This is a genomic window from Mesorhizobium sp. SARCC-RB16n (genome assembly GCF_008520305.1).
Taxonomy (GTDB): domain Bacteria; phylum Pseudomonadota; class Alphaproteobacteria; order Rhizobiales; family Rhizobiaceae; genus Mesorhizobium.
Genome location: NZ_ML703285.1, coordinates 40,208 through 51,746 on the forward strand (window position 1 = coordinate 40,208; position 11,539 = coordinate 51,746).

Sequence of the window (11,539 nt, forward strand, 5' to 3'; positions counted from 1 at the left end):
CGGCACAGAAGAAATCCGTAGTTTTCCCGCGCCGGCTCCAACTTATGAGTAGTCTCGCCACGACCGGCGGTGCCGGGCCGGGCCGGAGAAAGCACCATGCGCGACCCACGCTACGACATCCTGTTCGAGCCGATGAAGATCGGTCCGGTGACGGCCAAGAACCGCTTCTATCAGGTTCCGCATTGCAATGGCGGCGGCTATCGCGATCCGTCCGCGGCAGCAGAGATGCGCCGCATCAAGTCGGAAGGCGGCTGGGGCGTCATCTTCACCGAGCAGACGGAAATGCACCACACCTCCGAGATCACGCCCTTCATCGAACTGCGGCTATGGGACGACGCCGACATTCCGGCTTTGGCGAAGATGGCCAGGGCCATGCACGAGCACGGCGCGCTGGCCGGCATCCAGCTCGCCTATTCCGGGATCAACGGCCCCAACCTCTACACCAAGGAGGTGCCGCGAGGGCCGTCGGCCCTGCCGATCCGTACCTTCACCAACGATCCGGTGCAGGCGCGCGCCATGGACAAGCAGGATATTCGCGATTTGCGCCGCTGGCACCGCAATGCCTTCAAGCGCGCGAAGCAGGCGGGTTTCGACCTGGTATGCCTCTATGGTGCGCACGGCTTCGGCATCATCCAGCATTTCCTGTCGACAGCCACCAACCAGCGCGCCGATGAATACGGCGGCTCGCTGGAAAATCGTTCGCGGCTGATGCGCGAACTGATCGAGGAAGGGCGCGATGCGATCGGCGACACGTGCGGCCTGACGCTCAGGCTGTCGCTGGACGAGATGATCGGCGACCTCGGCTTTGCCAACTCCGAAGTGCGCGAGATGATCGAGATGCATGCCGAACTGCCGGATCTGTGGGACCTCGCGCACGGCGCCTGGGAGGATTGCTCGGGCCCATCACGCTTCAAGGAAGAGGCGGCGCAGGAAAGCCTGGTGTCGGGCGTCAAGAAGCTGACCTCGAAGCCGGTCGTCGGTGTCGGCCGTTTCACTTCGCCTGACGTGATGGTCAGGATGATCAGGTCGGGGACGCTCGACTTCATCGGCTGCGCCCGTCCGTCGATCGCCGATCCCTTCCTGCCGAGGAAGGTCGAGGAGGGCCGCATCGAGGACATCCGCGAATGCATCGGCTGCAACATCTGCATCACCGGCGACATGACCATGTCGATCTCGCGTTGCACGCAGAATCCGACCTTCATGGAGGAATGGCGCAAGGGCTGGCATCCGGAGCGCATGCAGGCCAAGGGCGAAAGCGACAGCGTGCTGATCGTCGGCGCCGGGCCTGCCGGACTGGAGGCTGCCCGCGCGCTCGGCCTGCGCGGTTATAAGGTGGCCATCGCGGAAGCCGGCACCGAGCTTGGCGGGCGCGTCGCCCGCGAAAGCAGACTGCCGGGTCTCTCGGCCTGGGGCAGGGTGCGCGACTATCGGCAGTATCAGCTCAGCCAGATGCCTGATATCGACATCTATTTCGAAAGCCGGTTGTCGGCGGATGACATCCTGTCCTTCGGCTTCCAGAATATCGCCATCGCCACCGGATCGACCTGGCGCCGCGATGGCGTCGCGCGTGCCCATGTCGTGCCGATGCCGATCGACGCCGCCATGTCGGTCCACACGCCCGACGATCTGATGAACGGCAAGGTTCCGGCCGGCAAGGTCGTGCTGTTCGACGACGACCACTATTACATGGGCGGCGTTCTCGCCGAGCTGATGGCGCGTCAGGGGACGAAGGTGACTTTGGTGACAACATCGGCCTATGTTTCGGACTGGACCCGCAACACGTTGGAGCAGGGGGCCATTCACCGCCGCCTGGCGGAGCTCGGGGTCGATATCGTGCTCAACAGGACCGTCGTGAGTATCGCTTCAGGCGGTGTCGTGACGGCTTGCGTCTACACCGGCGCGAAACACGACCTGGCGGCCGATGCCGTCGTTCTGGTCACGTCGCGCAATCAGGACGACGCCATATGGCGCGACCTCAAGGCCCGGGAAAACGAGTGGGGCGACAGCGGCATCCGTTCGGTCAAGGTCATCGGCGACGCAGAAGCACCTGGTCCCATCGCCTGGGCAACCTATGCCGGCCACCGCTTCGCCCGCGAGCTGGACGAACCCGACATTGGCGACGCATTGCCGTTTCGGCGGGAAGTCGCCGCACTGGCGGCGGAATAGAACGTTCGGCGAATGCTTGCATTGTGGGAAACGGGGCGTGACATGCCGCGCCCGAACTGTCCCGCCATCTATCGCGTTCAGTCGACCGGACGGTCCGCGGCCGAACGCCGTCCATCGATCCACAAGGCAAGCAAGGTACAGGCCGCGCCCGAGAGCAGGTAGGCGCCCGCCGCGATGAGGCCGAAATTGCCGGCCAAAAGCAGGGCCGCGAGTGGCGCGAAACCGGCGCCGAACATCCACGCGAGATCCGAGGTTATCGCCGAACCGGTGTAGCGATGCTGTCGCGAAAAGCTCGATGCGACGACGCCAGACGATTGCCCGAAGCTCAGCCCCAGCAGGATGAAGCCCAGCACCATGAACAGGGCCTCGCCAACGGTGCCGCCATCCAGAAGCTGCGGGGCAAAGCCGCTGAACGTCGCGATGGCGATCGCCGAACCGCCGAGCAGCGCACGGCGTCCGATACGATCGGCGAGCGGGCCCGACGCGACGATGGCGGCGATGCCGAACAGCGCGCTCACCGCCTCGATCGCCAGGAAGCGTGCCGGCCCCTCCTTGGTGAACAGGAAGACCCAGGAGAGCGGAAACACCGTCACCATGTGGAACAGGGCGAAACTCGCCAGCGGCGCGAAGGCGCCGACGATGACGTTGCGGCCTTCGGCCCTGATCGTGTCCCTTATGCGCGTCGGCTGCAGGTCGCCACTCTCGTAAAGTTTCGAGAATTCGGGCGTCACCACGATGCGCAGCCGGGCGAACAGGGCCACGACATTGATGGCGAACGCGACGAAAAAGGGATAGCGCCAGCCCCAGGCAAGGAAATCGTCGGCCGACAGATTGGCGACGAAGAAGGCGAAGAGGGCACTGGCCACGATGAGGCCGATCGGCGCGCCCAGTTGCGGGATCATGGCGTAGAAGCCGCGCCGGTTCCGCGGTGCGTTCAGCGCCAGCAGCGAGGGCAGGCCATCCCAGGTCCCGCCGAGCGCCACGCCCTGCCCGATGCGGGCCAGCGCCAAAAGCCAGATCGCGACCGCGCCGATATCGCCATAGGCGGGAAGGAACGCGATGGCGACGGTCGAGGTGCCGAGCAGGAACAGCGCGATCGTCAGTTTCGCACCGCGACCGTAGGCGCGATCGACGGCCATGAACAGGACGGAGCCGAATGGACGGGCGATGAAGGCCAGCGCGAAGATGGCGAAGGAGTAGAGCGTTCCGACGAGCGGATCGTGCGTTGGAAACACCAGCTTGGGGAAGACGATGACAGACGCTATCGCATAGACGAAGAAGTCGAAGAACTCCGACGTCCTGCCCACGATCACGCCGACCGCGATATCGCCCGCGCTGACCTGGCCGTGGTCCGAGCCGATCAGCCCGCTGTTTGTTTCGCCAGTCGAAGTCTGAGCCATCTTTGTCTGTCGCCACCGCGTGGAATGAAATATTTGGGACCCGATTGCGGCAATCCCATTGTGCGCTGCACACTGTGCCAGACCAACCCGGCTGGGCATTGGACAAATTGTCCAATGTCACCGCGACGCCGCCGGCAGTAGCCCTTGATCGATACCGCAGTGCAACATCCTAAGCCTGTTGCCGCGGTCCATCGAGGGCAGCGTCTGATGAAACGATTTGGAGCCTTGCTTCTGCTTCCCCTGGCCGGGCTGTTGAGCGGCTGCGACATGGTCGTGCTCGCGCCGGCGGGCGATGTCGCGGCCCAGCAGCGCGACCTGCTGGTGGTATCGACCCTGCTGATGCTGGTCATCATCGTACCGGTCATGGCGCTGACTGTCTTTTTCGCCTGGCGCTACCGGCAGTCCAACGCCTCGGCGACCTATGCGCCGGACTGGGATCATTCGACGAAACTGGAACTCGTGATCTGGGCGGCACCGCTCCTCATCATCATATGCCTTGGCGCGCTGACCTGGCTCGGCACGCACCTCCTCGACCCATACCGCCGGATCGACCGGATCGAACCCGGCCAGCCCGTCACCCAGCTGCACAAGCCGCTCAGGGTCGAGGTCGTGGCGCTCGACTGGAAATGGCTCTTCATCTATCCGGATTACGGCATCGCCGCCGTCAACGAGCTGGCGGCGCCGGTCAATCAGCCGATCGATTTCCGCATCACTTCGTCCGCGGTGATGAACTCCTTCTATATCCCGGCCCTTGCCGGCCAGATCTATGCGATGCCGGCCATGGAGACGAAGCTGCACGCCGTCATCAACCGGCCAGGCACTTATAGCGGCTTCTCGGCCAACTACAGCGGTGCCGGCTTTTCGGGCATGCGCTTCGCGTTCCACGGCCTGTCCGACCAGGCATTCGACCAATGGGTGGCACAGGCCAGGACCGCGTCGGCGGCGCTCAGCCGCGACAGTTATCTCGAACTCGAAAAGCCGAGCGAGAACGAACCGGTCCGCCACTACGCCTCCGTCGATCCCGATCTCTACGGCGCCATCCTCAATCTGTGCGTCGAGCGAGGCAAGATGTGCATGAACGAGATGATGTCGATCGACGCCAAGGGTGGTCTCGGTCTTGCGGGTGTGCGCAACACCTTGCCCCTGCAATACGACAAGGTCGCCCGGCGCGGCGCGGTGTTCGGCAACGATCCGTCCTATGTCGCCAGCATCTGCACGGCTGAGGAGGCCGCTGCCGTCTCGCGCGCGGCCAGCGATGCCACGCCGGCGAATTGGCCGGCGAAGAATCTTTCCCCGCTGCGCGGGGCGGGGCTGCTCAGGCCCGGGACCGAGAGCCGCCGCGCCGAGGCGGATGCACCGTCGCTCGGCCTGCTGCGGCGCGAATTGTGAGAGACAGCTGATGCCCGATACGCTGACCAAATTCATTTTCGGCCGCCTCACCTGGGAATCCCTGCCCCTGCATGAGCCGATCGTCGTGGCCACCTTCATCGCGGTGGCGCTCGGTGGCATCGCGCTTCTCGGCGTCATCACCTATTTCAAGCTCTGGACCTATCTGTGGCGCGAGTGGTTCACCAGCGTTGACCACAAGAAGATCGGCATCATGTACATGGTGCTCGGCCTCGTGATGCTGCTGCGCGGCTTCTCGGACGCCATCATGATGCGGCTCCAGCAGGCCATCGCCTTCAACGGCTCCGAGGGCTACCTCAATTCGCATCACTACGACCAGATCTTCACCGCCCATGGCGTCATCATGATCTTCTTCGTGGCGATGCCCTTCGTCACCGGGCTGATGAATTTCGTCGTGCCGCTGCAGATCGGCGCGCGCGACGTCTCCTTCCCTTTCCTCAACAATTTCAGTTTCTGGATGACGGTCGGCGGCGCCATCCTCGTCATGGCATCGTTGTTCGTGGGCGAATTCGCCCGCACCGGCTGGCTCGCCTATCCGCCGCTCTCCGGCATCGGCTACAGCCCCGACGTCGGCGTCGACTACTATATCTGGGCGCTGCAGGTGGCGGGCGTCGGCACGACGCTGTCGGGCATCAACCTGATATGCACGATCATCAAGATGCGCGCGCCCGGCATGACGATGATGCGCATGCCGGTCTTCACCTGGACGTCGCTCTGCACCAACGTGCTGATCGTCGCCTCCTTCCCGGTGCTGACGGCGGTGCTCTCGCTGCTGGCGCTCGACCGCTATGTCGGCACCAACTTCTTCACCAACGACTTCGGCGGCAACCCGATGATGTATGTGAATCTCATCTGGATATGGGGTCACCCGGAAGTCTACATCCTCATCCTGCCGCTGTTCGGCGTCTTTTCCGAAGTCACGTCGACCTTCTCCGGCAAGCGCCTGTTCGGTTACACCTCGATGGTCTACGCCACGGTGGTCATCACCATCCTGTCGTATCTCGTCTGGCTGCACCATTTCTTCACCATGGGTTCTGGCGCAAGCGTCAATTCCTTCTTCGGCATCACCACGATGATCATCTCGATCCCGACGGGAGCCAAGATATTCAACTGGCTGTTCACAATGTACCGGGGCCGCATCCGCTTCGAACTGCCCATGATGTGGACGGTGGCCTTCATGCTCACCTTCACCGTCGGCGGCATGACCGGCGTGCTGCTTGCCGTGCCGCCGGCGGATTTCGTGCTGCACAACAGCCTGTTCCTGATCGCGCACTTCCACAACGTCATCATCGGCGGCGTGCTGTTCGGCCTCTTCGCGGGCATTGCCTACTGGTGGCCCAAGGCCTTCGGGTTCAAGCTTGATCCGTTCTGGGGCAAGGTTTCGTTCTGGTGCTGGGTGGTCGGCTTCTGGTTCGCCTTCATGCCGCTCTACATCCTCGGCCTGATGGGCGTGACGCGCCGCATGCGTGTGTTCGATGATCCCTCGCTGCAGATATGGTTCGTCATCGCCGCCTTCGGCGCGGTGCTGATTGCCTGCGGCATCGCCGCCTTCCTGATCCAGATCTTCGTCTCCATCCGCAGGCGCGAGGCGCTTGCCGATCCCACCGGCGATCCCTGGGACGGCCGCACGCTCGAATGGTCGACCTCTTCGCCGCCGCCCGCCTACAATTTCGCCTTCACGCCGGTCATTCGCGACAACGATGCCTGGTGGGACATGAAGCAGGCCGGCTACATCAGGCCGCTTGCCGGATTCAAGCCGATTCACATGCCCAGCAACACCGGCACCGGCATCATCCTGGCCGCCTTCAGCGTGGCGCTCGGCTTCGGCCTGATCTGGTACATCTGGTGGCTGGCGGCGCTGAGCTTCGTCTGCCTCATCGCCACCGCGATCGGCCACACCTTCAACTATCATCGCGACTTCCACATTCCGGCAGCCGAAGTCACGCGGACGGAAAAGGCGAGGACGACGCTCCTCGCCGCTCAGGGCTAGGGTTTGAACATGGCATCGACAGCAACCGTCGCCGGCATCGGGCCGGTCTTTCACCTGGAAGAAGAGCACGCGCACGCCGAAGGCGGCTCCACCATGCTCGGCTTCTGGCTCTACCTGATGAGCGACTGCCTCATCTTCGCGATGCTGTTCGCCGCCTATGGCGTGCTCGGCGGTAACTACGCGGCCGGGCCGGCGCCCAAGGACCTGTTCGACCTCGATCTGGTGGCGGTCAACACCGCCATGCTGCTTTTCTCCTCGATCACCTATGGCTTTGCCATGCTGACCATGGACAAGGGCCGGGTGGCGGCGACGCAAGCCTGGCTTGCCGTGACTGGCCTGTTCGGCCTGGCGTTCCTGTCCATCGAGCTCTACGAATTCGCGCACATGATCCACGAAGGCGCCACGCCGCAGCGCAGCGCCTTCCTGTCGTCCTTCTTCACCTTGGTGGGAACGCACGGCCTGCATGTCACCTTCGGTACCGTCTGGCTGGTGACGCTGATGGTGCAGGTGGCGAGATTTGGCCTCATCGAGGCGAACCGCCGCCGGCTGATGTGCCTCAGCATGTTCTGGCACTTCCTCGACGTCGTCTGGATCGGCGTCTTCACCTTCGTCTATCTGATGGGAATGTTGCGATGAGCGCTCATGATCATGCCGCCGATCACGACCACGCGCATGGCGGAGCCGCGCACGGATCGCTGAGGGGCTGTCTGATCGGCTTCGTCCTGTCGGTGATCCTGACCGCCATCCCATTCTGGCTGGTCATGACCGGCGCCATCGACGACAAGCAGGCCACGGCTATCGTCGTCATGGCCTTCGCGGCGGTGCAGATCGTGGTCCACATGGTCTTCTTCCTGCACATGAACACCACCTCGGAGGGAGGATGGTCGATGCTGGCGCTGATCTTCACGCTGATCCTGGTCGTCATCGTGCTGACCGGCTCGCTCTGGGTGATGTACCATCTGAACGCCAACATGATGCCGGGCATTCACGACATGCGCGAGATGCCATGAGCCCGGCGGCGGGCTCTGGGAGGACCACCATCGAGGCGATCGGGCAGGCCGGCATCGGTCCGCGCCCCGCCCCGCAAGAGGGCGCCGGCAGATCGTCCGCATCGCGTCTTGTCCTGGTGCTGCTCGGGCTTCTCGGCGTGCTGGTATTTGTCGGGCTCGGCATATGGCAGCTGGAAAGGCGGGTCTGGAAGCTCGACCTGATTGCCCGTGTCGACCAACGCATTCATGCGCCGATCGTCGATGCGCCGGGCCCGCGGAGCTGGAACGGCATTACCGCTGCCGGTTACGAATACAGCCATGTGCGATTGGCGGGACGCTATCTGGGCGGCGCCAACACGCTGGTGCAGGCGGTGACGGAGCTTGGCGGCGGCTATTGGGTGTTGACACCGATGCGGACCGACCGTGGCTTCGTCGTGCTGGTCAACCGAGGGTTCATCCCCCAGGAGCGCAAGGCGGAGTTCGAACGGGAGAGCGGTGGTTTCACCGCGCCGGCCGCCGTCGATGGGCTGTTGCGCATGAGCGAGCCCGGCGGCGGTTTCCTGCGCAGCAACGACGCCGCCGGCAATCGTTGGTATTCGCGGGACGTCGCCGCCATCGCACGCGCGCGCGGCCTGACGGACGCCGCTCCCTATTTCGTCGATGCGGGAGCGTCCAGCGTCGATGGCTGGCCGCGCGGCGGCCTGACGGTCGTGACTTTCCGCAACAGCCACCTGGTCTATGCTTTGACCTGGTTCGCGCTCGCTGCCATGCTCGCCATTGCCCTGGCCCGGCCGATCATCGGCCGCCGCCGACGGCAAGGACCCGCGAGATGAGCGTTCCCACGCAAGCGCTTGGTCATGACAAATCCCTGGTGGCGGCGTCCCTTGCCGGCAAGAACGGGGCGGTGTCGCATCCCGATGCAACGAACAGGAAGAACCTGCTCCTGCTCATCCAACTGCGTTGGCTGGCGGTGGCGGGCCAGGTGCTCACCATTCTGGCAACGGAATACTGGTTCGATATTCCGCTGCCGCTGGCGCAGATGGCCGGCGTGGTGCTTTTCCTGGTGGGCCTCAACATCTTCAGCCTGCTGGTCCTGCGCGGTATCAGTCCTATCAGCAACACCCAGCTCTTCGTCGCGCTCATCTTCGACATGGCGGCACTGACGACGCAGCTTTACCTGAGCGGCGGCGCGTCCAATCCGTTCGTATCGCTCTATCTCTTGCAGATCACGCTCGGCGCGGCGCTGCTGACGCCGGCGTTTACCTGGATACTCGTCGCGGCTGCCTCGGCCTGCTTCGTCTTCCTCATCTTCCTCTTCCAGCCGATCGCGATCCCGCATCATGGCGGCAGCGATCTCCTGTCCCTCCATATCAGGGGCATGTTCATCTGCTTTGTGCTGGCGGCCGGACTGATCGTGATCTTCATGACGCGCATCAACCGCAATCTGCGCGAGCGCGACGCCTATCTCGCCGACCTGCGCCAGCGCTCGGCCGAGGAGGACCACATCGTTCGCATGGGCCTGCTGGCCTCCGGCGCCGCGCACGAACTCGGCACGCCGCTTGCCACGATATCCGTCATCCTGTCCGACTGGCGCCAGATGCGCACCCTTGCGCGCAACCGCGAACTGGCGGCCGACGTGGCCGAAATGCAGGCGCAGATCGAGCGCTGCAAACGCATCGTGTCCGGGATCCTGATGTCTTCCGGCCAGGCGAGAGGCGAGGGAACGATACGCACGACCATTCGCGGTTTTCTCGACGATCTGGTCGAGGAATGGCGCATCAGTCGCCAGCCGTTCAAGCTGGACTACAAGAACGATTTCGACCCGGACGAGCAGATCGTGTCCGATACGGCGCTGAAGCAGGTCATCTTCAACGTGTTCGACAATGCCCAGGAAGCGTCGCAGGATTGGGTCGGCGTCACTGCCGAGCGGCAGGGCGACAAGCTGATGATCTCCGTGCGCGATCGCGGTCCGGGTTTCGACGAGGGTATTCTGGCGGCACTTGGCCAACCCTATATGTCGAGCAAGGGGCGGCCCGGCGGCGGCCTTGGCCTGTTTCTCGTCGTCAACGTGGTCCGGAAACTGGGAGGCGATTTTTCGGCGCGCAACATGGAGAAGGGCGCCTGTGTTATCCTTTCGTTGCCGCTCGCGGCACTGACCGACGGAGAAGATCGTGAGGCCTGATCGATCGCTGTTTATCGTCGAGGACGACGCGACCTTCGCGAAAACGTTGAAGCGCTCCTTCGAAAAGCGTGACTACGACGTCGTCGTCTGCCACGACAGGGAAGCATTGCTCGGCGCCCTCGAAACAGCTGTTCCGGCTTACGCCGTCGTCGACCTCAAGCTTGGGGCTGGCGGCTCCGGGCTGGAATGCGTCAAGCTGCTCAGCGCGCGCGATGCTTCGATCAGGATCGTCGTGCTGACGGGGTTTGCCAGCATCGCCACGGCTGTCGAGGCGATCAAGCTCGGCGCGAGCCATTACCTGGCCAAACCGGCCAACACCGATGACATCGAAGACGCCTTCGGTCGTGCCGAGGGCGACGTTTCCGTACCGCTCACCAGCCGGCCCACTTCGATCAAGAACCTCGAATGGGAGCGCATCCACGAGACGCTGGTCGAAACCGGCTTCAACATATCGGAAACGGCGCGCCGGCTTGGCCTGCACCGGCGCACTCTGGCCCGCAAGCTCGAGAAGCGTGTGGTGCGATAGCAGGAAGGTTCGGCGAGCCACGGTGCCGTTCTCGGCACAACCCTGGAAAATACAGCCGTACAGCTCCCGACAGTCTCATGTGAGCGCCTCCGTTCACGGCTGCGGAACGTCGACAATCTGCGCGGTTCCTGCCAGCCGCTCAGGAACGGTTCCTTGGATGCGGCGTTCCATGTCCGGGACGGCAATGCGAGCAGCCAAGAGAAAACACCGCCGGTCGGAGAGGCCTTGATGTCCATGCCAGGCTTGGCATACGGCCCACTGGGTTATCGGTGCATGCATGTCTGCGTGGATATGCAGCGGCTGTTCGCCGAACCGTCGCCTTGGGCGATGCCCTGGATCCCCCGTGTTCTTCCGCAGATCGAGAGGCTTGTGGAAAGGCGTGCGCCACAAACGGTTTTCACGCGATTCCTGCCCGCGCAAAAACCGGGGCAGGGCGCAGGGACATGGAAGCGCTACTATGAGCGCTGGGCCCCGATGACGATCGACAATATCGGTCCGGAGATGGTCGAGCTGTTGCCGGCACTGGCCGCATGCTGTCCGCCGGCGACAGTCATCGACAAGCATATCTATTCACCCTGGTTTGAAGGGCACCTGAGGGCCTTCCTGGTGGAACGCGATATCGACACGCTGGTGATCACGGGAGGCGAAACCGATGTCTGCGTCCTGGCCACCGTGCTTGGCGCCATCGATTTCGGCTATCGCGTGGTTTTGGTCACCGACGCGCTGTGCAGTTCTTCCGACGCAACGCATGACGCGCTGCTTACTGTCTATCACCAGCGGTTCGCGCAGCAGGTCGAGACGGTCGAGATGGAGACGGTTCTCTCGAACTGGACTTGAGGCGCTCGCCGCTGACGGTAACGCTCAACCTTCCCTGATGGG

Annotated in this window: 10 protein-coding genes; 9 read left to right on the plus strand and 1 reads right to left on the minus strand. The window is 63.6% G+C overall.

Annotation, left to right across the window (positions count from 1 at the left end):
* The first annotated feature begins 96 nt into the window (after nt 1-96).
* Nucleotides 97-2,166: an oxidoreductase gene (locus C7I87_RS27235; RefSeq protein WP_149907126.1), complete on the plus strand. Its 2,070-nt coding sequence runs from the start codon at nt 97-99 to the stop codon at nt 2,164-2,166.
* A 77-nt stretch (nt 2,167-2,243) separates the two neighbouring features.
* On the opposite strand, the gene C7I87_RS27240 is transcribed toward C7I87_RS27235, so the two are convergent.
* Entirely contained in the window at nt 2,244-3,566 is a 1,323-nt protein-coding gene (locus C7I87_RS27240) for an MFS transporter (RefSeq protein WP_149907127.1), read from the minus strand.
* Between the two features lie 207 nt (nt 3,567-3,773).
* On the opposite strand from C7I87_RS27240, the gene cyoA reads away from it, so the two are divergent.
* The 8 genes from cyoA (at nt 3,774) to C7I87_RS27280 (ending at nt 11,497) form a co-directional block, all read left to right on the plus strand.
* On the plus strand, nt 3,774-4,955 hold the full coding sequence (cyoA, locus tag C7I87_RS27245; RefSeq protein ID WP_149907128.1) for a ubiquinol oxidase subunit II: 1,182 nt from the start codon (nt 3,774-3,776) through the stop codon (nt 4,953-4,955).
* A gap of 10 nt (nt 4,956-4,965) precedes the next feature.
* Nucleotides 4,966-6,963, plus strand: coding sequence for a cytochrome o ubiquinol oxidase subunit I (gene cyoB / locus C7I87_RS27250; RefSeq protein WP_149907129.1), 1,998 nt, complete (start codon nt 4,966-4,968; stop codon nt 6,961-6,963).
* 9 nt (nt 6,964-6,972) lie between these two features.
* Nucleotides 6,973-7,599: a cytochrome o ubiquinol oxidase subunit III gene (gene cyoC / locus C7I87_RS27255; protein ID WP_149907130.1), complete on the plus strand. Its 627-nt coding sequence runs from the start codon at nt 6,973-6,975 to the stop codon at nt 7,597-7,599.
* On the plus strand, nt 7,596-7,973 hold the full coding sequence (cyoD, locus tag C7I87_RS27260) for a cytochrome o ubiquinol oxidase subunit IV (protein ID WP_149907131.1): 378 nt from the start codon (nt 7,596-7,598) through the stop codon (nt 7,971-7,973). The genes cyoC and cyoD overlap by 4 nt, the downstream gene beginning before the upstream one ends.
* On the plus strand, nt 7,970-8,785 hold the full coding sequence (locus tag C7I87_RS27265; protein ID WP_149907132.1) for an SURF1 family protein: 816 nt from the start codon (nt 7,970-7,972) through the stop codon (nt 8,783-8,785). The genes cyoD and C7I87_RS27265 overlap by 4 nt, the downstream gene beginning before the upstream one ends.
* On the plus strand, nt 8,782-10,134 hold the full coding sequence (locus C7I87_RS27270) for an ATP-binding protein (protein ID WP_149907133.1): 1,353 nt from the start codon (nt 8,782-8,784) through the stop codon (nt 10,132-10,134). Before C7I87_RS27265 ends, C7I87_RS27270 begins: the two co-directional genes overlap by 4 nt.
* Nucleotides 10,124-10,660, plus strand: a complete 537-nt coding sequence (locus C7I87_RS27275) for a response regulator transcription factor (protein WP_149907134.1) — start codon at nt 10,124-10,126, stop codon at nt 10,658-10,660. Before C7I87_RS27270 ends, C7I87_RS27275 begins: the two co-directional genes overlap by 11 nt.
* Before the next feature lie 228 nt (nt 10,661-10,888).
* Nucleotides 10,889-11,497 carry a cysteine hydrolase family protein gene (locus tag C7I87_RS27280; RefSeq protein ID WP_149907241.1) on the plus strand — a complete coding sequence of 203 codons (609 nt, stop codon included), beginning with the start codon at nt 10,889-10,891 and terminating at the stop codon, nt 11,495-11,497.
* Nucleotides 11,498-11,539 lie beyond the last annotated feature (42 nt).

Excerpts from the sequence above, each read along its gene's own strand:
- cyoD (WP_149907131.1), top strand. The coding sequence starts at position 7,596 with ATGAGCGCTCATGATCATGCCGCCGATCACGACCACGCGCATGGCGGA.
- cyoB (WP_149907129.1), top strand. The coding sequence starts at position 4,966 with ATGCCCGATACGCTGACCAAATTCATTTTCGGCCGCCTCACCTGGGAA.
- cyoC (WP_149907130.1), top strand. The coding sequence starts at position 6,973 with ATGGCATCGACAGCAACCGTCGCCGGCATCGGGCCGGTCTTTCACCTG.
- C7I87_RS27235 (WP_149907126.1), top strand. The coding sequence starts at position 97 with ATGCGCGACCCACGCTACGACATCCTGTTCGAGCCGATGAAGATCGGT.
- cyoA (WP_149907128.1), top strand. The coding sequence starts at position 3,774 with ATGAAACGATTTGGAGCCTTGCTTCTGCTTCCCCTGGCCGGGCTGTTG.
- C7I87_RS27280 (WP_149907241.1), top strand. The coding sequence starts at position 10,889 with ATGTCCATGCCAGGCTTGGCATACGGCCCACTGGGTTATCGGTGCATG.
- C7I87_RS27270 (WP_149907133.1), top strand. The coding sequence starts at position 8,782 with ATGAGCGTTCCCACGCAAGCGCTTGGTCATGACAAATCCCTGGTGGCG.
- C7I87_RS27240 (WP_149907127.1), bottom strand. The coding sequence starts at position 3,566 with ATGGCTCAGACTTCGACTGGCGAAACAAACAGCGGGCTGATCGGCTCG.
- C7I87_RS27265 (WP_149907132.1), top strand. The coding sequence starts at position 7,970 with ATGAGCCCGGCGGCGGGCTCTGGGAGGACCACCATCGAGGCGATCGGG.